Origin of the sequence: Pseudomonas sp. B19(2017) (assembly GCF_002113165.1) — a bacterium.
GTDB lineage: Bacteria > Pseudomonadota > Gammaproteobacteria > Pseudomonadales > Pseudomonadaceae > Aquipseudomonas.
The window spans coordinates 1-19,351 of sequence record NZ_NEJR01000001.1 but is presented as its reverse complement, the minus strand read 5'-3'; the positions used below and the strand labels follow the sequence as shown (position 1 = coordinate 19,351).

20 protein-coding genes are annotated in these 19,351 nt (G+C 63.2%); 10 read left to right on the top strand and 10 right to left on the bottom strand.

The features are described from left to right. The first annotated feature begins 3 nt into the window (after nucleotides 1-3). Together CAF70_RS00100 and CAF70_RS00095 are read left to right on the top strand one after the other, a co-directional pair. The gene (locus CAF70_RS00100) at nucleotides 4-570 is read left to right on the top strand and encodes a cytochrome c oxidase assembly protein (RefSeq protein WP_085621381.1); all 567 of its coding nucleotides are present in this window, start codon (nucleotides 4-6) and stop codon (nucleotides 568-570) included. A gap of 16 nt (nucleotides 571-586) precedes the next feature. Further along, on the top strand, nucleotides 587-1,474 hold the full coding sequence (locus CAF70_RS00095) for a cytochrome c oxidase subunit 3 (RefSeq protein ID WP_085621380.1): 888 nt from the start codon (nucleotides 587-589) through the stop codon (nucleotides 1,472-1,474). Nucleotides 1,475-1,573: 99 nt separating this feature from the next. Here the strand turns inward: CAF70_RS00095 and CAF70_RS00090 are convergent, their stop codons facing one another. Continuing rightward, nucleotides 1,574-1,777, bottom strand: coding sequence for a twin transmembrane helix small protein (locus tag CAF70_RS00090; protein WP_003258925.1), 204 nt, complete (start codon nucleotides 1,775-1,777; stop codon nucleotides 1,574-1,576). Nucleotides 1,778-1,840: 63 nt separating this feature from the next. Here CAF70_RS00090 and CAF70_RS00085 point away from each other — a divergent pair, with 63 nt between their 5' ends. Genes CAF70_RS00085 through CAF70_RS00065 form a run of 5 tightly spaced genes read left to right on the top strand, consistent with a single transcriptional unit; the run spans nucleotide 1,841 to nucleotide 5,724 of the window. Continuing rightward, nucleotides 1,841-2,578 carry an SURF1 family protein gene (locus CAF70_RS00085; RefSeq protein ID WP_085621379.1) on the top strand — a complete coding sequence of 246 codons (738 nt, stop codon included), beginning with the start codon at nucleotides 1,841-1,843 and terminating at the stop codon, nucleotides 2,576-2,578. Then, nucleotides 2,547-3,128, top strand: coding sequence for a hypothetical protein (locus CAF70_RS00080; protein WP_085621378.1), 582 nt, complete (start codon nucleotides 2,547-2,549; stop codon nucleotides 3,126-3,128). The genes CAF70_RS00085 and CAF70_RS00080 overlap by 32 nt, the downstream gene beginning before the upstream one ends. A 9-nt stretch (nucleotides 3,129-3,137) precedes the next feature. After that, nucleotides 3,138-4,217, top strand: a complete 1,080-nt coding sequence (locus CAF70_RS00075) for a heme A synthase (protein WP_085621377.1) — start codon at nucleotides 3,138-3,140, stop codon at nucleotides 4,215-4,217. Next, complete coding sequence (cyoE, locus tag CAF70_RS00070; RefSeq protein ID WP_085621376.1) at nucleotides 4,202-5,095, top strand: heme o synthase; 894 nt, start codon at nucleotides 4,202-4,204, stop codon at nucleotides 5,093-5,095. Before CAF70_RS00075 ends, cyoE begins: the two co-directional genes overlap by 16 nt. After that, nucleotides 5,092-5,724: an SCO family protein gene (locus tag CAF70_RS00065; protein ID WP_085621375.1), complete on the top strand. Its 633-nt coding sequence runs from the start codon at nucleotides 5,092-5,094 to the stop codon at nucleotides 5,722-5,724. The genes cyoE and CAF70_RS00065 overlap by 4 nt, the downstream gene beginning before the upstream one ends. Nucleotides 5,725-5,873: 149 nt before the next feature. Here the strand turns inward: CAF70_RS00065 and CAF70_RS00060 are convergent, their stop codons facing one another. From CAF70_RS00060 to CAF70_RS00050, 3 genes are all read right to left on the bottom strand, one after another. Then, entirely contained in the window at nucleotides 5,874-6,644 is a 771-nt protein-coding gene (locus CAF70_RS00060) for a MetQ/NlpA family ABC transporter substrate-binding protein (protein WP_085621374.1), read from the bottom strand. Between the two features lie 64 nt (nucleotides 6,645-6,708). Next, nucleotides 6,709-7,380, bottom strand: coding sequence for a methionine ABC transporter permease (locus CAF70_RS00055; RefSeq protein ID WP_085621373.1), 672 nt, complete (start codon nucleotides 7,378-7,380; stop codon nucleotides 6,709-6,711). After that, nucleotides 7,380-8,387: a methionine ABC transporter ATP-binding protein gene (locus CAF70_RS00050; RefSeq protein WP_003256960.1), complete on the bottom strand. Its 1,008-nt coding sequence runs from the start codon at nucleotides 8,385-8,387 to the stop codon at nucleotides 7,380-7,382. Before CAF70_RS00050 ends, CAF70_RS00055 begins: the two co-directional genes overlap by 1 nt. A 225-nt stretch (nucleotides 8,388-8,612) precedes the next feature. On the opposite strand from CAF70_RS00050, the gene katE reads away from it, so the two are divergent. After that, the gene (gene katE, locus CAF70_RS00045) at nucleotides 8,613-10,748 is read left to right on the top strand and encodes a catalase HPII (protein ID WP_085621372.1); all 2,136 of its coding nucleotides are present in this window, start codon (nucleotides 8,613-8,615) and stop codon (nucleotides 10,746-10,748) included. A 108-nt stretch (nucleotides 10,749-10,856) separates the two neighbouring features. Here the strand turns inward: katE and CAF70_RS00040 are convergent, their stop codons facing one another. The 4 genes from CAF70_RS00040 to zur form a co-directional block, all read right to left on the bottom strand. Then, nucleotides 10,857-11,564, bottom strand: coding sequence for a PA5502 family lipoprotein (locus CAF70_RS00040; RefSeq protein ID WP_085621371.1), 708 nt, complete (start codon nucleotides 11,562-11,564; stop codon nucleotides 10,857-10,859). Between the two features lie 126 nt (nucleotides 11,565-11,690). Beyond that, a complete protein-coding gene (gene znuB / locus CAF70_RS00035; RefSeq protein WP_085621370.1) occupies nucleotides 11,691-12,473 on the bottom strand; it encodes a zinc ABC transporter permease subunit ZnuB in 783 nt (260 codons plus the stop codon). Further along, nucleotides 12,466-13,242, bottom strand: a complete 777-nt coding sequence (gene znuC, locus CAF70_RS00030) for a zinc ABC transporter ATP-binding protein ZnuC (RefSeq protein ID WP_025337219.1) — start codon at nucleotides 13,240-13,242, stop codon at nucleotides 12,466-12,468. Before znuC ends, znuB begins: the two co-directional genes overlap by 8 nt. Further along, nucleotides 13,239-13,724: a zinc uptake transcriptional repressor Zur gene (zur, locus tag CAF70_RS00025; RefSeq protein ID WP_085621369.1), complete on the bottom strand. Its 486-nt coding sequence runs from the start codon at nucleotides 13,722-13,724 to the stop codon at nucleotides 13,239-13,241. The genes znuC and zur overlap by 4 nt, the downstream gene beginning before the upstream one ends. Before the next feature lie 66 nt (nucleotides 13,725-13,790). Between zur and CAF70_RS00020 the strand changes: the two genes are divergently transcribed. Further along, entirely contained in the window at nucleotides 13,791-14,699 is a 909-nt protein-coding gene (locus CAF70_RS00020; protein WP_256573231.1) for a zinc ABC transporter substrate-binding protein, read from the top strand. 111 nt (nucleotides 14,700-14,810) lie between these two features. On the opposite strand, the gene CAF70_RS00015 is transcribed toward CAF70_RS00020, so the two are convergent. Together CAF70_RS00015 and CAF70_RS00010 are read right to left on the bottom strand one after the other, a co-directional pair. Beyond that, nucleotides 14,811-15,761, bottom strand: a complete 951-nt coding sequence (locus CAF70_RS00015) for a homoserine kinase (protein ID WP_085621368.1) — start codon at nucleotides 15,759-15,761, stop codon at nucleotides 14,811-14,813. Nucleotides 15,762-15,829: 68 nt separating this feature from the next. Next, entirely contained in the window at nucleotides 15,830-16,117 is a 288-nt protein-coding gene (locus tag CAF70_RS00010; protein WP_013970316.1) for a DUF2782 domain-containing protein, read from the bottom strand. A 75-nt stretch (nucleotides 16,118-16,192) separates the two neighbouring features. On the opposite strand from CAF70_RS00010, the gene polA reads away from it, so the two are divergent. Next, entirely contained in the window at nucleotides 16,193-18,940 is a 2,748-nt protein-coding gene (gene polA, locus CAF70_RS00005) for a DNA polymerase I (protein ID WP_085621367.1), read from the top strand. The last annotated feature ends 411 nt before the right edge of the window (nucleotides 18,941-19,351 follow it).

Sequence of the window (19,351 nt, the reverse complement as noted above, 5' to 3'; positions counted from 1 at the left end):
GCCATGAACGGCCTTTCGCTGAAACGCCTGGTGTTGCGCCTGTTGATGCTGACGGTGGTGATGTTCGCCTTCGGCTTCGCCCTGGTGCCCATCTATGACGTGATGTGCAAGGCCTTCGGCATCAACGGCAAGACCGGCGGGCAGTATGAAGGCAGCCAGGTCAGCGACCCGACGCGTTCGGTGAGGGTGCAGTTCATGTCTACCAATGCCAGCGACATGGTCTGGGACTTCTATTCCACCGCAGACCAGCTGGAGGTCAACCCGGGTGCGGTGAACCAGATGATCTTCATCGCCCACAACCCGACCGATCGGCCGATGAGTGCGCAAGCCATCCCCAGCATCACCCCGGCCGAGGCCGCGGCGTACTTCCACAAGACCGAGTGCTTCTGCTTCACCCAGCAGGTGCTGCAGCCCGGTGAACGCATCGAGATGCCGGTGCGCTTCATCGTCGACCGCGACCTGCCGGCCAGCGTGAAGCACCTGACACTGGCCTACACCTTGTTCGACATCACCGCTCGCCACCCGCCGGTCGCGCATGTCGCGGCCGAGGACGTCCAGGGCGCCCGTTAAGGGAAGGAGAACAGCAATGGCAAGTCATGAGCACTACTATGTTCCGGCGCAGAGCAAGTGGCCGATCATCGCCACCATCGGCATGTTCATCACGGTGTTCGGCCTGGGTACCTGGTTCAACGACATGAAGGCTGGCCACCCGGAGTCGCACGGGCCGCTGATTTTCTTCATTGGCGCGTTGTTCCTGGCGTACATGCTGTTCGGCTGGTTCGGTTCGGTGGTGCGGGAGAGCCGCGCGGGGCTGTACAGCCCGCAACTGGACCGCTCGTTCCGCTGGGGCATGAGCTGGTTCATCTTCTCCGAGGTGATGTTCTTCCTGGCCTTTTTCGGTGCGCTGTTTTACGTGCGGGTGCTGGCCGGGCCATGGCTGGGCGGTGAAGGGGCCAAGGGTGTTGCGCATATGTTGTGGCCGACCTTCGAATTCACCTGGCCGCTGCTGCACACGCCCGACCCGAAACTGTTCCCGCCGCCCAGGGAAGTGATCGACCCGTGGCACTTGCCGCTGATCAACACCATCCTGCTGGTCAGTTCCAGCGTGACCATCACCATCGCCCACCATGCCCTGCGCCGCGACCACCGTGGCCCGCTGAAATTGTGGATGGCGCTGACCATCATCCTGGGCGCCAGCTTCATCGCGTTACAGGCCTACGAGTACCACGAGGCCTATACCAAGTTGGGGCTGACCCTGGGGTCGGGGATCTATGGCGCGACGTTCTTCATGCTCACCGGCTTCCACGGCGCCCACGTGACCCTGGGCACGATCATCCTGATCGTGATGTTCGTGCGCATCTTGCGCGGGCATTTCAACCCGGAGAAACACTTTGGTTTCGAGGCGGCCAGCTGGTACTGGCACTTCGTCGATGTGGTGTGGGTGGGGTTGTTCATCTTTGTCTATGTGTTGTGAATAAAGAACCCTGTGGGAGCGGGCGCGCCCGCGAATGCGTCGGTACATTCAACATCGCATTCGCGGGCATGCCCGCTCCCACAGGATCAGGTGAAAACTTCAGAAAGGGGCGTGCGAGACCAGCTGACCGCTGATGAAGCCCCAGGCGACCAAACCGATGGTCAGTGCCGCCAGGGTCACCCGCACGGTCAGCGCTTTCAGCAAACGGGTCGAGTTTTCATCGTCCTTGACCAGAAACACCAGGCCACTGAACAGGCTGGCAATCGTGGCCAACAGCATCAGGACAATCGCGGCCTTGAGCATGGCGATACTCCGGGGGGATGCGGTGATGTGGACAAGTATAGCGATCGGCCCGGCGAGGCTCCGATGAGGCCGTTTCGTCCGGGCTGGGTACCAACCCTGGTAGTGCTTGCGCTGCTGCCGGGGCTGCTCGCGCTTGGCTGCTGGCAACTCGGCCGTGCCGAGGAAAAGCGCGTGCTGCTGGCTGCCTACGCTGAGCGGCGCATCGAAGCGCCCTTGGCCGTGACCCAGCTGACAGCGAACCCGGACAATGCCTTCCGCCGCGTGCATCTGTATGGCCGTTTCGACGCCGAGCACAGTCTGCTGCTGGACAACCGCACGCGCGATGGCCAGGCAGGTGTCGAGCTGCTGCAACCCTTCCATGACCAGGCGAGCGGCCTGTGGCTGCTGGTCAACCGCGGCTGGCTGCCCTGGCCGGATCGACGTGTGCCGGTGCGTTTCGACACCCCGGCCCAGGCGTTGGCGCTGGACGCTTCGGTATATGTCGCGCCAGGCAGCACGTTCCAGCTGCATCCAGACCCTGCAGGCGGCCAGTGGCCGCACCTGCTGAACGCCGTGGATGGTGCGCAGCTATGGCAACAGCTCGATCGCGAAGGCTTCGCCCACGAGTTGCGCCTGGAGCCCGGCCCGGCGGCCTATCGCCTGGACTGGCCGGTCGTTGCCATGGGCCCGGAAAAACACTTGGGCTACGCCGTGCAGTGGTTTGCCCTGGCAGCCGCTTTGGTGCTGCTCTACCTCTACTTCGGCTGGCACCACAACAAGGAGAAACGCCATGGCCACCGCCACTCCACTGGAAGTGCCTGAACCTAGCAAACCCAGAGCCCGCGGGCGTTTGCAGCTGTTGCTGATTCTGCTGGTGGTACTCGGGCCGATGGTTCTGGCCACCAGCATGTACAAGCTCAAATTCTGGGTGCCGGAGGGCCGCAGTTACCACGGCGCCATGATCGGCAACGGTGAAAGCCGCGCCGATCTTGGCGTTTCAGGCCAGGACGAGCGCTGGCAGCTGTTGGTGAGTGCACCTGAGGGATGTGCCGAGGACTGCCAGCGCCTGGTGTACCTGGCTCGGCAGATCCAGGTGGGGCTGGGCCGCGATGCTGGCCGTGCCAGCCACGCACTGGCCGCCGCCCAGCCGCTGAGCGCCGACTACCAGGCGCTGATCGGCCGCGAGTACCCGCAGTTGCAACGCTACCCGCTGGATGCCCAGCGCTATCGGCGGCAGGTCGGTGAGGTCGGCCCGCAGCTGTGGATCGTCGACCCGCACGGCAACCTGGTGCTGCGCTACGACGCCAAGGTCAACGGCAAGCATGTGCTGGACGACCTGCGCCACCTGCTCAAGCTCTCCAACATCGGCTAGGAGCCTGCCATGGCCAGACCCGGATTCCGTCTTGCTGTGTTCGCCACCCTGCTGGCACTGCTGGTCGTCCTGCTCGGTGCCTATACCCGCCTGACCCACGCCGGCCTCGGCTGCCCTGACTGGCCGGGTTGCTACGGCTTCATCAGCGTGCCCAAGAGCGAAGCGCAGCTGGCCCATGCCGAGCTGCATTTCCCCGAACACCCGGTGGAAGCCGCCAAGGGCTGGGCCGAGATGGTCCACCGCTACTTCGCTGGCACCCTGGCGATGGTGATTGCCCTGCTTGCCGTACAGGCGCTGCGCAGGCATGCCCGCGATGGCCAGCCATATCGCCTGCCCTTGCTGTTGTTGGGCGTGGTGCTGGCCCAGGCAGCCTTCGGCATGTGGACGGTCACCCTCAAGCTGTGGCCGCAGGTGGTCACTGCGCATCTACTTGGCGGCTTCACTACCCTGAGCTTGTTGTTCCTGTTGTCCCTGCGTCTGTCTCGGGCATTTGCGCCTTTGCCCAAGCTGCCATTGAGCCTGCGCCGGATCGCTGCGCTGGCGTTGCTGGTGGTGATCGGCCAGATCGCCCTGGGCGGCTGGGTCAGTGCCAACTACGCGGCCGTCGCCTGCATCGACCTGCCCACCTGCCACGGCCAGTGGTGGCCAGCGGCGGACTTCAGCAACGGTTTCCACCTGACCCAGCACGTCGGGCCCAACTACCTGGGTGGGCAGCTGGACAGTGATGCGCGCACAGCCATCCATATCAGCCACCGCCTGGGCGCGTTGCTGGTGACCTGCGTGCTGCTGATGCTCAGCTGGAAGCTGCACCGTTGCGGCCTCCCTGGCCTGGCGCGGTTGGTGCTGCTGGCGCTGGTGGTGCAAGTCGGCCTGGGCATCAGCAATGTACTGTTGCACCTGCCGCTGGCCGTGGCCGTGGCGCACAACGCGGGTGGGGCGCTGTTGCTGCTGAGCATGGTGCTGGTGAACTACCGCATCCGCGTGGTCGACAAGGTTCGGGTGGGGGTCGGCCATGGCTGGCGCCTGCGGCCCGTGGCTGGCGTGGGCATTTCCCACCACATGAGGAATGATTCGTGGCGACGCTTCTGAGCGCATGGCGGGCCAGCTGGCGTGATTACCTGGAGCTGACCAAGCCCAAGGTGGTGGTGCTGATGCTGATCACCTCGTTGGCGGGCATGTTCCTTGCCACCCGTGCGGGTGTCAGCTGGAGCGTGCTGCTGTTCGGCAACCTGGGCATCGGCTTGTGTGCAGGCGGCGCGGCGGTGGTAAACCATGTGGTGGACCGACGCATCGACGCGCTGATGGCGCGTACCCACAAGCGACCGCTGGCCCAGGGCCGGGTAGAGCCGCTGCCGGCGCTGCTGTTCGCCCTGGCGCTGGCGCTGCTGGGTATGGCCCTGCTGCTAGTGTTCACCAACGCTCTGACCGCCTGGCTGACACTGGCTTCCCTGCTCGGCTATGCGGTGCTCTACACCGGCTTTCTCAAGCGTGCGACGCCGCAGAACATCGTCATCGGCGGCTTGGCTGGTGCCGCACCGCCGTTGCTGGGTTGGGTGGCAGTCAGCGGGCATGTCAGCGCCGAGCCCCTGTTGCTGGTGCTGATCATCTTCGCCTGGACCCCACCGCACTTCTGGGCCCTGGCCATCCACCGCAAGGAGGAATACGCCAAGGCCGATATCCCGATGCTGCCGGTGACCCATGGCGAGCGCTACACCAAACTGCATATCCTGCTGTACACCCTGGTATTGCTGGCAGTAAGCCTGCTGCCCTATGCCATCCACATGAGCGGCCTGCTGTACCTGGCCTGCGCCCTGGTGCTGGGCCTGCGCTTCCTGCAATGGGCCTGGGTGTTGTACCGTGGCAGCCGGCCGCACGCGGCGATCGGCACCTTCAAGTACTCTATCGGCTACCTGTTCGCGCTGTTCATCGCGTTGCTCCTCGACCACTACCTGTTGCTGAACCTATGACCCGAACCCAGAAAACCGTCTTCATCCTCGTCGCCCTGGTCGCGTTGATCCTGGGCCTGACCGTCAACAAGGTGCTCAATGGCCGCGACCAGCCGAACCCCGCCGAGCTGATCGATGCCGGCATCATCCTGCTGCCGCAGAGCCGTACCGTGGCCGACGTGACCATGACCAACCAGGACGGCCAGCCGGTGCAACTGGATGACTTGAAGGGCAAATGGTCGCTGCTGTTCTTCGGCTACACCTACTGCCCGGATATCTGCCCGACCACTTTGGCCCAGTTGCGCCAGGTGAAGAGCGAGCTACCCAAGGAGGCCATCGATCGGCTGCAGGTGGTGTTGGTGAGCGTGGACCCGAACCGCGATACGCCGAACCAGCTGAAGCAGTACCTGGGTTATTTCGACAAGGATTTTGTCGGGGTGGTGGGGTCGATCGAGGATACCCAGAAGCTGGCCAATGCCTTGAGCATTCCGTTCATCCCGGCCGATACCAGCAAGCCGGGGTATACCGTGGATCACAGCGGCAACCTGGCGGTTGTGGGGCCGGACGGGCGTCAGCGCGGGTTCATTCGGGCGCCGTTCAACAACCAGAAGCTGGCGGCGCAGTTGCCCGGGCTTGTGAAGCGGGATTGATGGGGCTTTAAAAGCTTCGCGGGCACGTCGGATCGCCGCACCGCCGATCCCACAGGGATATCACAAGGCCTGAGGCTAGTGAGGTACCTGTGGGAGCGGCGGTGCGGCGATCCGACGTGCCCGCGAAGAATCCAGCGCGATAGTTCGGATCAGAACGCCGGAACCACAGCGCCTTTGTACTTCTCGTTGATGAACTGCTTCACCTCAGGCGAGTGCAGTGCAGCGGCCAGCTTCTTCATCGCATCGGAGTCCTTGTTGTCCGGGCGGGCAACAAGGATGTTCACGTACGGCGAGTCGCTGCCTTCGATGGCCAGGGCGTCTTTTTCCGGGTTCAGCTTGGCTTCAAGCGCGTAGTTGGTGTTGATCAGGGCAGCATCGACCTGGGTCAGCACGCGCGGGATGGTGGCGGCTTCCAGTTCACGGAACTTCAGGCTTTTCGGGTTCTCGGCAACATCCTTCACGGTGGACAGGATGTTCTTGTTGTCCTTCAGCTTGATCACGCCGGCCTTGTCCAGCAGCAGCAGCGCGCGGCCGCCGTTGGTGGCGTCGTTGGGGATGACCACGGTGGCACCGGAGGACAGTTCGTCCAGCTTCTTGATCTTGGCCGAGTACACGCCCAGCGGCTCGATGTGCACGCCGGCCACGCTCACCAGGTTGGTGCCCTTGGCCTTGTTGAATTCATCCAGATACGGCTGGTGCTGGAAGAAGTTGGCGTCCAGGCGCTTTTCGGCAACCTGCACGTTCGGCTGGATGTAATCGGTGAATTCCTTGACCTTCAGCTCCACGCCCTGTTTCGCCAGGGCAGGTTTGACGAAGTTGAGGATCTCGGCGTGCGGCACCGGGGTAGCGGCGACAGTCAGCGATTCGGCGTGGGCCGAGAAGGCCGCGACAGCGGCGACAACAGCAAGCAGCTTCTTCATTGATCACTCCTTGTGAGGGCCGCGACGGCCCCCGAACGGGTCGGCCTGGCCGACCCCATTGGGGTTACTTACGGGAAAAATGCACGACCAGTTTGTCGCCCACGCTTTGCAGGACTTGAACCAGTACCAGCAACAGCACCACGGTAACGACCATCACATCGGTCTGGAAACGCTGGTAGCCGAAGCGAATGGCCAGGTCGCCCAGGCCGCCGGCACCGACCACACCGGCCATGGCGGTGTACGACACCAGGGTGATGGCGGTCACGGTAATGGCGGCGAAGATGCCCGGGCGGGCCTCTGGCAGCAATGCGCTGGTAATGATCTGGCGTGTGGTGGCGCCCATCGACTGGGTGGCCTCGATGATGCCGCGGTCCACTTCACGCAGGGCGGTTTCCACAAGGCGCGCGAAGAACGGCGTGGCACCCACTACCAGCGGCGGAATGGCACCGGCCACGCCCAGCGAAGTGCCGGTGATCAGCACGGTGATCGGAATCATCACGATCAGCAGGATGATGAACGGCAGCGAGCGCAGGATGTTGACGATCAGCGACAGCAGCGCATACACGCCCTTCTGCTCGAACATCTGCTTCGGCCCGCAGAGGAACAGCAGCACACCCAGCGGCAAACCGAGCAGCACGGTGAAGAACAGCGAGCCGAACAGCATGATCATGGTGTCGACGCTGGCCAGCCAGATTTCGGCCCAGTCGACGTTGGCAAAGAAACTCAGGGCGTCCATCAACGCAGTACCTCCATATGTACGTCAGCTGCCTTGAAGCGGGCGAACGCCGCTTCCATGTCACCGCCGATCAGGGCGAGGGTGAGCTGGCCATAGGGGACATCCTTGATGCGGTCGATACGCCCGGCGAGGATGCTGTAGTCCACACCGGTTTCGCGGGCCACGGTGCCCAGCAGCGGCGCGTAGGTGGCGTCGCCCTGGAAGGTCAGGCGCACGATACGGCCCGGCACATGGGCGAAGTCGTCACGCTGCTCGCCTTCGTCGACCTGTTCGTCCTCCTGGACGAAGCGCTTGGTGGTGGGGTGCTGCGGGTGCAGGAACACCTCGGCCACCGAGCCTTGCTCGACGATCTGGCCCGCGTCCATCACTGCCACGCGGTCGCATACCCGGCGGATCACGTCCATTTCGTGGGTGATCAGCACGATGGTCAGCTTCAGCTCACGGTTGATTTCGGCCAGCAATTGCAGGACCGAGGCGGTGGTTTGCGGGTCGAGGGCGCTGGTGGCCTCGTCGCACAGCAGGATCTTCGGGTTGGTGGACAGGGCGCGGGCGATACCGACGCGCTGCTTCTGGCCGCCGGACAGCTGAGCCGGGTACTTTCTGGCATGGTCGGACAGGCCGACACGGGCCAGCAGTTCGGTCACGCGCTTGTCGATCTCGCTGCGTGACAGCTCGCCGGCCAGGGTCAGTGGCAGGGCGACGTTGTCGGCAACGGTCTTGGAGGCCAGCAGGTTGAAGTGCTGGAAAATCATCCCGACCTGCTGGCGGAAACCGCGCAGCTGGCTGGCGTTGAACGCGGTGACGTCTTCACCATCGACGATGATCTTGCCGCCGGAAGGCTCTTCGAGGCGGTTGATCAGGCGCAGCATGGTGCTTTTGCCGGCGCCGGAATGGCCGATCAGGCCGAACACCTGGCCATCTTCAATAGTCAGGCTGGTCGGATTCAGTGCGGGGATTTCCCTACCGGCGACGCGGTAGGTCTTGTGTACCTGTTGGAACTCGATCACGTAGCGAACCTTGTGGGGCGCATGGAATTTGGGTCAGCGGTTAGCTGGGGTCGCGCATTTTAGCCTTTTCCCATAGCTGTTCTTAGCATTTATTTCGTAATGCACCAATCCTTCGGGCATATCGCGACAACCGGTAATTCTGATTGAACGCTTGGCAAAGCGCTCCGGTCACTACCTGAACAAGCCCGAACGGGCACGCCTGCAGACTGATGAGGAGAGCCGACCATGCCCAGCAAGAACACGGACGCGCCAAAGCACAGCGAGGCCGCCGGCACCCAGACCCCGGACCGGGCCAATACCAACGCCAAATTGCAAAGCCTGGAGGCTGACCGCAGCGATGCCACAGGGCATGCGCTGCGTACCAATCAAGGGGTACGAATCGCTGACAACCAGAACACGCTGAAGGCCGGTGACCGAGGCCCCTCGTTGCTCGAAGATTTCATCATGCGTGAGAAGATCACGCATTTTGACCACGAGCGCATCCCTGAGCGCATCGTGCATGCGCGAGGCACCGGCGCGCATGGTTACTTCCAGAGTTATGGCAACCACGCCGAGTTGACCAAGGCTGGCTTCCTGCAGGACCCGGAAAAAATCACTCCCGTCTTCGTGCGGTTTTCCACGGTACAGGGCCCGCGCGGCTCCGCCGACACCGTGCGTGACGTGCGGGGTTTTGCGGTCAAGTTCTACACCGACGAAGGCAACTTCGACCTGGTGGGCAACAACATGCCGGTATTCTTCATTCAGGATGCAATCAAATTCCCGGATTTCGTCCACGCCGTAAAGCCGGAGCCGCACAATGAGATCCCGACCGGTGCCTCGGCCCATGACACCTTCTGGGATTTCGTCTCGCTGGTACCGGAGTCGGCTCATATGGTGATGTGGGCGATGTCGGACCGTGCAATCCCGCGCAGCTTGCGGATGATGGAAGGGTTCGGGGTGCATACCTTCCGCCTGATCAACGCCCAGGGCGTAGCCAGTTTCGTCAAATTTCACTGGAAACCGCGCCAGGGTGTGCACTCCCTGCTATGGGACGAAGCGCAGAAGCTGGCAGGCAAGGATGCTGACTTCCAGCGTCGCGACTTGTGGGAGGCTATCGAGACGGGCGATTACCCGGAATGGGAGTTGGGTGTGCAGATCGTTCCGGAAGCCGACGAGCACAAGTTCGATTTCGACCTGCTGGACCCGACCAAGATAATCCCGGAAGAGCTGGTGCCGGTTACACCATTGGGCAAGATGGTTCTGAACCGCAACCCGGACAACTTCTTTGCCGAAGTGGAACAGGTGGCGTTCTGCCCGGCCCATATCGTCCCAGGCATCGATTTCACCAACGACCCGTTGCTGCAGGGGCGGCTGTTCTCCTATACCGACACCCAGCTTAGCCGCCTGGGTGGGCCCAACTTCCACCAGATCCCGGTCAACCGCCCCGTCGCTCCCAACCACAACAACCAACGCGACGCCCTGCATCAGCATGTGGTGCACAAGGGCCGCGCATCCTACGAGCCCAATTCCATCGACGGCGGCTGGCCGAAGGAAACGCCACCTGCAGCCCAGGATGGTGGCTTCGAGAGTTACCAGGAGCGTATCGATGCGCACAAGATCCGCCAGCGCAGCGAGTCGTTCGGCGACCACTTCTCGCAGGCGCGGCTGTTCTTCCAGAGCATGAGCCCGACCGAGCAGCAGCACATCATCAAGGCATACAGCTTTGAGCTGGGCAAAGTGGAGCGTGAGACGATTCGTGCTCGGGAGGTGAATGAAATTCTTGCCAATATCGACCTGAAGCTGGCGGCTGCAGTGGCTGCCAACCTCGGCTTGCCTGCGCCAAGCGCGGGCACGGTGCAAGTGAAGGGCAGCAAGCTTGCGCAGTCCCCTGCATTGAGCCAGATGAACCACCCGGGTTCGGTGGGTATCAAGGGGCGCAAGATTGCCGTGCTGGTGGCAGATGGCGTAGATGCTGCGAGCGTAGACAAGCTGGTCAAGGCGCTGGAAGCGCACAGTGCCCGGCCAATGCTTCTAGGGCCGACATCGGCACCGGTGAAGGCTGCGGACGGCAAGCAACTGCCGGTGGATGCTTCCATGGAGGGGATGCCATCGATCATGTTCGATGGGGTTGTCGTGCCTGGGGGCAAGCCTTCGACCGATGCGCTGGCGGCCAGCGGGTTGGCCAGGCATTTCCTGCTGGAGGGCTACAAGCACCTGAAGGCGATGGTGTTGACCAAAGAGCTTTTGGGCAGCTTGGGGCTCAAGGAGGACAAAGGGTTGCTGCTGGGGGATGAGCAGAAAGTGGTGGATGGCTTTGTCAAAGCGGTAGAGGGGCATCGGGTGTGGGAGCGGGAGGCGGCTGCGGAGGCTGTGCCGGCCTAGGGGCTGCTTTGCAGCCCATCGCGACACAAGGCCGCTCCTACAGGAGATCACAGGTCCCTGTAGGAGCGGCCTTGTGTCGCGAAAGGGGCGCTCAGCGCCCCCAGATTCTTAACGCTGATGCGGAACCAGAACCACCTGCGCCGGCAGCGACCGCTGGATCTCGTGCTTCTGCTTCAGCTCGAACCCGCTGTCTATCTTGCGCACGCGCTTCTCCAGCAAGGTCTTGAGCCAGGGCGCATCCTCGGTGCGCGGCACCTGGAACACCACGTCGCACTGGTAGCTCACCACATCGGCGGCAATGTCATCCAGCTGGCGGCGCATAGCGCGGCTGTCGGTGGTCTTCAAGGCTACCACGGTGCTCGGTGCCGCCGGGTCGATGATGCGTGCCTTGGGCTTGGCTTCGGCCGCTTTCAACGCTGCTTCAGTCTTCTCCAGCTCGGCCTTGCGTGCCTGGCTCACGGCATCGCCACCAGTCACCGCCGGGGCCTGCGGCATCAGCGCCCGGGCTCGGGCCAGGGCGGTGGCCGCAGCGTTCACATCACCCTTTTGCAGGAAGATCTGGCTGCGTTGCAGGTAGGCTTCGGCGAGCTGGCGCTGGTATTGCTCCAAGCGCGCGTCATCCGGCGCCTGCGCCTGCAGGGCTGCCAGCTGGTCTTCGGCGGTGGCCAGCTCGTTGCTGGCGATGTTCTGTTGCAACTGCTGCCAGGCATCGGCTTGGGAAGGTGCGCTGGCCTGCTCGACCGGCGCGCTGGAACACGCGGCCAGGAACAGGGAAAACGCGGCAACAAGCAGATAACGGGAGGCGAACGGCTTCATTCCTGCGACTCTCTATTTGCGCAAAAAGCGAGCAAGTCTACACCCAGGTGCGCACGCTCGAAAACAAGTCTTACAGACCCTTTACGTGCGAAAAGGTTGCAAGGCGCAACTGCATGCGCCCTTTTTTCAGCGTTTCGGCAGGGCCAGGCTCAGCAAGAATAGCACCGCCGCGCAGACCACGATCGATGGGCCGGCGGGGGTGTCCTTGAACCAGGACATGGCCAGGCCGCTGCAAACCGCGGTCACGCCCAGCAGGCTGGCGCCCAAGGCCATCTGCTCGGGAGAACGGGCGTGACGTTGCGCCGCAGCGGCAGGAATGATCAGCAGTGAGGTGATCAGCAGCACGCCGACGATCTTCATGGCCACGGCAATCACCACCGCGATCAGCAGCATCAGCGCCATGCGCAGCCCGGCAACCGGCAGGCCTTCGACCATTGCCAGCTCTTCGTGCACCGTGACGGCCAGCAACGGCCGCCACAGGGCAGCGAGCAGCAGCAACACCAGCGCACTGCCGCCAATTATCCAGGCCAGGTCGGTGGTGCTGATGGCCAGCAGGTCGCCGAACAGGTAGGCCATCAGGTCGATGCGCACATCGTGCATGAAGCTCAGCACCACCAGGCCCAGCGACAAGGTGCTGGGGGCGAGGATGCCGAGCAGGGTGTCGGAGGCCAGCGGTTGGCGTTGTTGCAAGGTCACCAGCAAGATCGCCAGCAACAGGCAGCCCACGGTTACCGCCAGCGCCGGGCTGACGTCCAGGGCAAAGCCCAGGGCCACGCCCAGCAGCGCGGCGTGGGACAAGGTGTCGCCGAAGTAGGCCATGCGCCGCCACACCACGAAGGAACCCAGCGGGCCGGCCACTAGTGCCAGGGACAAGCCGGCAAACAGGGCGTAGAGAAGAAAATCAGCCATGCTTGCAGTGCGCTCCGTGAACATGGGTGCCAGGGGCGACCACCGAGCCGTGCAGGTCGTGGCTGTGGTCGTGATGATGATGGTAGATGGCCAGGCTGGGTGCTGCGGTCTGGCCGAACAGCTCGACGAATGCCGGGTCACCGCTGACCTGCTCCGGGTGCCCCGAACAGCACACGTGCCGGTTCAGGCACACCACCTGGTCGGTGGCACTCATCACCAGGTGCAGGTCGTGGGAAACCATCAGTACGCCGCAACCGTGGCGGTCGCGCAGGCGGGTAATGAGGTTGTACAGCTCGGTCTGGCCGACTACGTCAACGCCTTGCACCGGCTCGTCGAGTACCAGCAACTGGGGTTCGCGCAGCAGGGCGCGGGCCAGCAGCACGCGCTGCATCTCGCCACCGGAAATGGTCTGGATCGGGCTGTCGATAACCTGCTCGGCGCCCACTTCCTGCAACGCCGACAAGGCTGCCGCGCGGTCTACACCGGGCACCAGGCGCAAGAAGCGCAGTACCGACAGTGGCAGCGTGGCATCGACCTGGATTTTTTGCGGCATGTAGCCAATGCGCAGTTTCGGCTTGCGCCATACCTTGCCGCGGTGCGGCTTGAGCAGGCCAAGCACGGCGCGCACCAGGGTGGTCTTGCCCGCCCCGTTCGGGCCGATCAGGGTGACGATCTGGCCGGGTGCGACCGACAGGTCGATGCTGTCGAGCACGGCCTCGCCGCCGAAGGTGACGCCGACCTGCTCCAGGCGGATCAGTGCATCGCTCATGCCGCGCTCCGGCAATTGCTGCACAGGCCGACCACTTCCACAGTCTGGGTCTCGACCGTGAAGCCCACGCCCTCGGCGCTGCTGATGATGGCTTCGCTGATGCTGTCCTGTTCCAGCTCGATGGCCACATGGCATGCCCGGCAGATCAGGAACTGCCCTTGGTGCAGGTGTTCCGGGTGGCTGCAGCCGATGAAGGCGTTAAGCGAGGCGATGCGGTGCACCAGGCCGTTTTCCAGCAAGAAGTCCAGGGCGCGGTATACCGTGGGTGGTGCGGCGCGGCGGCCGTCCTGCTCACTGAGCACGGCGAGGATGTCGTAAGCGCCCAGCGGCTTGTGGCTCTGCCACACCAGTTCCAGCACCCGACGGCGCAGCGCGGTCAGGCGCAGGCCCTGGCGGGTGCACAAGGCGTCGGCTTCAGCCAGCGCGTTGTGCACGCAATGGGAGTGATCATGAGGACGGTTGGCCAGCGGCGTGATGGACATGGGCAGCGACGGTTCTGGATAGAGACGTTATTATGTTACCTGTTTCTCACGACTCGAGTATTCACCGTGTCCCGATTCCTAGTCCTTTTTGTCGCTTTCATCGCATTTTCCGCCCAGGCCGACGTGCGCGTGCTGACCAGTATCAAACCCCTGCAGCAGATTGCCGCCGCCGTGCAGGACGGTGTTGGCAGCCCTGAGGTATTGCTGCCGCCGGGCGCTTCGCCGCACCACTACGCGCTGCGCCCGTCTGACGTACGGCTGGTGGGCGATGCCGACTTGCTGTACTGGATCGGTCCGGACATGGAGGGCTTTTTGCCGCGGGTGCTGGGTAGCCGCAGCAAGACCACAGTAGCCGTGCAGTCACTGCCGGGGATGAAGCTGCGCCACTTTGGCGAGGACAGCCAGTCGCATGAGGAAGAAGACCACGATGACCATGATCATGACCACCGTCCGGGCAGCCTGGATGCGCACTTGTGGCTATCGTCAGTCAACGCGCGGGTTATCGCAGCGAAAATGGCGGCTGACCTGGCGCAAGTCGATCCGGCCAATGCGGCGCGTTACCAGAGCAACCTGAAGGCCTTCGAGGAACGCCTGGACGCGCTGGATGGACGGATCAAGGCGCGGGTGGCCGGGATTGCCGGCAAGCCGTACTTCGTGTTCCACGAAGCATTCGACTATTTCGAGGCCGAGTATGGCCTGAAGCACACCGGGGTGTTCAGCGTGGCGTCCGAGGTGCAGCCTGGCGCGCAGCATGTGGCAGCCATGCGCAAGCGCCTGCAGGAAGTAGGCAAGACCTGTGTGTTCAGCGAACCGCCATTGCGGCCACGGCTGGCCGAGACCTTGACCGCCGGGCTGCCGGTGCGGCTGGCCGAGCTGGATGCACTGGGCGGTACCGACCCGGTGGATGGCAAGGGCTATGAGCGCTTGCTGGAGAAGCTGGGTGGCGACCTGGTTGGGTGCCTGGAGCAGTTGTAAGCCTGTACCGGCCTATTCGCGGGTAAACCCGCTCCTACAGGGACAGCACAAATCTCAAGCCTGTCACCATACCTGTGGGAGCGGGTTTGCCCGCGAAGAAGCACACGCGGTCTAGAGGGCAAACGGCAGGTGCAAGGCCACCTGCTGACGCTGCGCCAAACGCACTTCGAACTCGCTCGGGTCATGGATCATCACATCCATCCCGGCAAACGATTCCGCTGCAATCAGGCGCGACAGCCAGAAGCGCACGCAGCCTACCCGCAACATCTCCGGCCACAGCTCGGCTTCGGCGGCGGTGAACGGCCGCAGCGCCGCATAGGCCGCCAGCAATGCCTGGGCGCGTGGCACATCGATCGCGCCGTGTTCATCCAGGCACCAGTCGTTCACGGTGATGGCGATGTCATACAGCATCGGCCCGGAACAGGCATTGTAAAAGTCGATCACACCGGTCAGGTGGGTGCCTTCGAACATCACGTTGTCGCGGAACAGGTCGGCATGCAGGTTGGCCCGTGGAAGGGCCAAAATCTGCACCTTGTGCGCGCTGATTTCATCCAGTGCCGGCTGCAGCAGTGCGGCTTGCTCGGCGGTGAGACGCGGCAGCAGCTCGGCACCCGAGGCCAGCATCCAGTCCAGGCCGCGGTCGGTGCGGCGCTCGATGATGTGCTCGCGGGTGGCCAGGTGAATGTGCGCCAGTAGTTCGCCAACCTGTGCGCAGTGCTGGGCATTCGGTGCCTTGATGTGCTTGCCCGACAGTCGTGGCTGCAGCAGTGCCGGCTTGCCGCACAGCTCGCGCAGGCCGTTGCCGTCGCGGTCACGTATCGCATAGGGCACCGGCATGTCGGCAGCGTGCAGGGTATCGAGCAGCTCGATGAAGAACGGCATGTCCTCGCTGGGCCCACGCTCGATCAGCGTCAGGACGAACTCCCCCTGTTCGAGGCTGACGAAGAAATTGCTGTTCTCGGTGCCGGCGGCGATGCCCTGGAAATCGAGCAGACGACCCAGCGCGTACGGCGCCAGAAAGGTTTCCAGCTCAGGCCGGGTCACGGGGGTGAAAACTGACATGATGAAAATTTGCCCATACGGGCACTCCGCCGGGAAGTGCCGGGTTGATGTGAACGGTGCGCGTCAGATTACCACTCAAAGATCTTCCAGGACGGAATCAGCATGTCCGGCTGGTCGGATCGAATGAAATTGCCATCAGAGCCATCGGCGCGTACCAGGAAATAAGGCTTGCCGTTTTTCGGCGTGATCTTGATCGCATACAGGAACCCGTTCTGCCGGTACTCCTGGATGGTTTTGTCGCCTTCCGTGCGAATGGTCACCTCGGGATCGGCCGAGGGGGCGTCGTCCGCCGCCAGGGTGACGACAGGCATGGTTGCCAACAGACCGAGCAGTAACAGGCGATTGAGTGTACGCATGATAACCTTGTCCCTTTGTCGTCAATGATTCTGGCTATTCTAGCGCCGGACCCGTCGAAAAGGTTGATTCTGCTCATGAGCCAAGCGCCCCTCGTCCTGGTGGACGGTTCCTCCTACCTGTACCGCGCCTTCCATGCGCTGCCGCCGTTGACTACTTCCAAGGGCATGCCGACCGGGGCCGTGAAGGGCGTGCTGAACATGCTCAAGAGCCTGCGCAAGCAATACCCCGACAGCTTGTTCGCGGTGGTGTTCGACGCCAAGGGCGGTACTTTCCGCGATGCCATGTTCGCCGAATACAAAGCCAACCGCCCGAGCATGCCGGACGACCTGCGGGTGCAGATCGAGCCGCTGCACGCCAGCGTCAAGGCCTTGGGTTACCCGCTGCTGTGTGTCGAAGGGGTCGAGGCCGACGACGTGATCGGCACCCTGGCGCGCAGCAGTGCAGCCTTGCGCCGGCCGGTCATCATCTCGACCGGTGACAAGGACATGGCGCAGCTGGTGGACGGGCACATTACCTTGGTCAACACCATGACCGGAAGCGTGCTGGACGTGGCCGGCGTGCACGAGAAGTTTGGCGTCGGCCCGGAACACATCATCGACTTCCTGGCGCTGATGGGCGACAAGGTCGACAACATCCCCGGCGTGCCGGGTGTGGGCGAAAAAACCGCAGTGGGCCTGCTGACCGGCATCGGCGGCGGCCTCAGCGACTTGTACGCCAACCTGGACAAGGTTCCGACGCTGGCCATTCGCGGCGCCAAGACCCTGCCGGCCAAGCTGGAAGAGCATCGAGACGCCGCGTTCCTGTCTTATGAGCTGGCGACCATCAAGGTCGATGTACCCCTGGACATCGAAGTGGATGCCCTGGTGTGCGGCGAGCCGGACCGTGAAGCGTTGCTGGCGCTGTATACCGAGATGGAGTTCAAGAGCTGGGTCGCCGAGGTGCAACGCGACGCGGCCAAGGCCGGTGACGATATCGCGCCGCTGGCTGAGCCGGCGGCGAAGGTCGAGCCCAGGTACGAAACCATCCTCGACCAGGCCCGTTTCGACTTCTGGCTGGAGAAGCTGCGCCAGGCACCCCTGTTCGCCTTCGACACCGAGACCACCGGCCTGGACGCTCAGCAGGCGCAGCTGGTCGGCCTGTCGTTCGCCGTCGAGCCGCATGAAGCGGCCTATGTGCCGCTGGCCCACGACTATGAGGGGGCGCCGGTTCAACTGGACCGCGCTGCCGTGCTGCTGGCGCTGAAGCCGCTGCTGGAAGACCCGGCCAAGGCCAAGGTCGGGCAGAACGCCAAGTATGACATCAACATCCTCGCCAACGGCTCCCCCGCCATCGAAATGCGCGGCGTGGCCTACGACACCATGCTCGAGTCGTACGTGCTGAACTCAACGGCCACCCGTCACGACATGGACAGCCTGGCGCAGAAGTACCTCGACCACACCACCATCGCCTTCGAGGACATTGCCGGCAAGGGCGCCAAGCAGCTCACCTTCAACCAGATCCACCTGGACAAGGCCGGCCCCTACGCCGCCGAAGACGCCGACATCACCCTGCGCCTTCACCAGGCGCTGCAGGCGCGCCTGGCGCAGACGCCGAGCGTGCAACCGGTGCTGATGGACATCGAGATGCCGCTGGTGCCGGTGCTGGCCAGGATCGAGCGCCAGGGTGCGCTGGTCGATGCCGCGCTGCTGCAGGTGCAGAGCGCTGAGCTGGGAGAGAAGATGGCCGAGCTGGAGCAGCGCGCTTATGAGCTGGCCGGCGAGGCGTTCAACCTAGGCTCGCCCAAGCAGCTGGGTGCGATCCTCTATGACAAGCTGGGCATGCCGGTGCTGAGCAAGACCACCAAGGGCCAGCCATCCACTGCAGAAGCGGTGCTCGACGAACTGGCCGAGCAAGGCTATCCGTTGCCTGAGGTACTGATGCAGTACCGCAGCCTGAGCAAGCTCAAGAGCACCTACACCGACAAGCTGCCGGGGCAGATCAACCCGCGCACCGGGCGCATCCACACCTCCTACCAGCAGGCGGTGGCGGCCACCGGCCGGCTGTCGTCGAGCGACCCGAACCTGCAGAACATCCCGATCCGTACCGCCGAAGGCCGGCGCATCCGCCAGGCCTTCATTGCCAGCCCGGGCTACAAGCTGCTGGCGGCGGACTACTCGCAGATCGAGTTGCGTATCATGGCCCACCTGGCCAAGGACGAAGGCTTGTTGCATGCCTTCCGCAACGACCTGGACGTGCATCGCGCTACGGCGGCGGAAGTATTCGGCGTAGCTCTGGAAGACGTCACCACCGACCAGCGCCGCAGTGCCAAGGCCATCAACTTCGGCCTGATCTACGGCATGAGCGCCTTTGGCCTGGCCAAGCAGATCGGCGTCGATCGCAAGCAGTCGCAGGATTATATCGACCGCTATTTCGCCCGTTACCCGGGCGTGCTGGCCTACATGGAGCGCACCCGCGCCCAGGCGGCAGAGCAAGGCTTTGTCGAAACCCTGTTCGGCCGCCGCCTGTACCTGCCGGATATCAATGCCAAGAACCCGGCCTTGCGCAAAGGCGCCGAACGTACGGCGATCAACGCGCCGATGCAGGGCACTGCGGCCGACATCATCAAGCGGGCCATGGTCAACGTGGATAACTGGCTGAGCGAGAGTGGGCTGGATGCCCGGGTGATTCTGCAGGTACACGACGAACTGGTGCTTGAAGTGCGCGAGGACCTGGTGGAGCAGGTGAAAGATGAAATTCGCCAGCACATGAGCAAGGCCGCGCAACTGGATGTGCCGCTGCTGGTCGAGGCAGGAATTGGCGCGAATTGGGACGAAGCTCACTGATCGGGCCGGGAAGGCTGTGTAGGATCCGTGAGGTAGGGATGCGGATCCTGGCAGTGCTCAGTGCCAGTGGTGCTGAGCTTTCATGAAACTATCGCAAATAGTTTTCAGGGCTCTGGAACTAAACCAGTGAAGCGGAACTCAGAGTAACTGAATGGCTGGTGAAGCCTTTCGATGCTCCTATGTTGTGTTAAGTGTTGGCAGATATCTGGACCCCGCCCTAGCGGTCCGGACTTGGACCCCGAACTTCCCCCTCCCCATACGAAGTCCGGGGTTTTTTTTGCCCGGAATTTGGCTTGAGTCTGGTGATGAACACTGTGGGAGATCACCCAGCCCTTCCGGGCTGCGCTGTCGCGCAGCAAACATGAGATGTACGGCTTCAGTTCTGCAGCAGCGCTGACATTTTGAAAAAGA

Coding starts and splice junctions, on each gene's coding strand:
- CAF70_RS00090 (WP_003258925.1), bottom strand. CDS start 1,777: ATGCTCAAGGCCGCGATTGTCCTGATGCTGTTGGCCACGATTGCCAGC.
- CAF70_RS00085 (WP_085621379.1), top strand. CDS start 1,841: ATGAGGCCGTTTCGTCCGGGCTGGGTACCAACCCTGGTAGTGCTTGCG.
- CAF70_RS00075 (WP_085621377.1), top strand. CDS start 3,138: ATGGCCAGACCCGGATTCCGTCTTGCTGTGTTCGCCACCCTGCTGGCA.
- katE (WP_085621372.1), top strand. CDS start 8,613: ATGCCCAGCAAGAACACGGACGCGCCAAAGCACAGCGAGGCCGCCGGC.
- CAF70_RS00055 (WP_085621373.1), bottom strand. CDS start 7,380: ATGGACGCCCTGAGTTTCTTTGCCAACGTCGACTGGGCCGAAATCTGG.
- znuB (WP_085621370.1), bottom strand. CDS start 12,473: ATGGCTGATTTTCTTCTCTACGCCCTGTTTGCCGGCTTGTCCCTGGCA.
- CAF70_RS00065 (WP_085621375.1), top strand. CDS start 5,092: ATGACCCGAACCCAGAAAACCGTCTTCATCCTCGTCGCCCTGGTCGCG.
- CAF70_RS00040 (WP_085621371.1), bottom strand. CDS start 11,564: ATGAAGCCGTTCGCCTCCCGTTATCTGCTTGTTGCCGCGTTTTCCCTG.
- znuC (WP_025337219.1), bottom strand. CDS start 13,242: ATGAGCGATGCACTGATCCGCCTGGAGCAGGTCGGCGTCACCTTCGGC.
- CAF70_RS00100 (WP_085621381.1), top strand. CDS start 4: ATGAACGGCCTTTCGCTGAAACGCCTGGTGTTGCGCCTGTTGATGCTG.
- CAF70_RS00060 (WP_085621374.1), bottom strand. CDS start 6,644: ATGAAGAAGCTGCTTGCTGTTGTCGCCGCTGTCGCGGCCTTCTCGGCC.
- polA (WP_085621367.1), top strand. CDS start 16,193: ATGAGCCAAGCGCCCCTCGTCCTGGTGGACGGTTCCTCCTACCTGTAC.
- CAF70_RS00015 (WP_085621368.1), bottom strand. CDS start 15,761: ATGTCAGTTTTCACCCCCGTGACCCGGCCTGAGCTGGAAACCTTTCTG.
- CAF70_RS00010 (WP_013970316.1), bottom strand. CDS start 16,117: ATGCGTACACTCAATCGCCTGTTACTGCTCGGTCTGTTGGCAACCATG.
- CAF70_RS00095 (WP_085621380.1), top strand. CDS start 587: ATGGCAAGTCATGAGCACTACTATGTTCCGGCGCAGAGCAAGTGGCCG.
- CAF70_RS00080 (WP_085621378.1), top strand. CDS start 2,547: ATGGCCACCGCCACTCCACTGGAAGTGCCTGAACCTAGCAAACCCAGA.
- zur (WP_085621369.1), bottom strand. CDS start 13,724: ATGTCCATCACGCCGCTGGCCAACCGTCCTCATGATCACTCCCATTGC.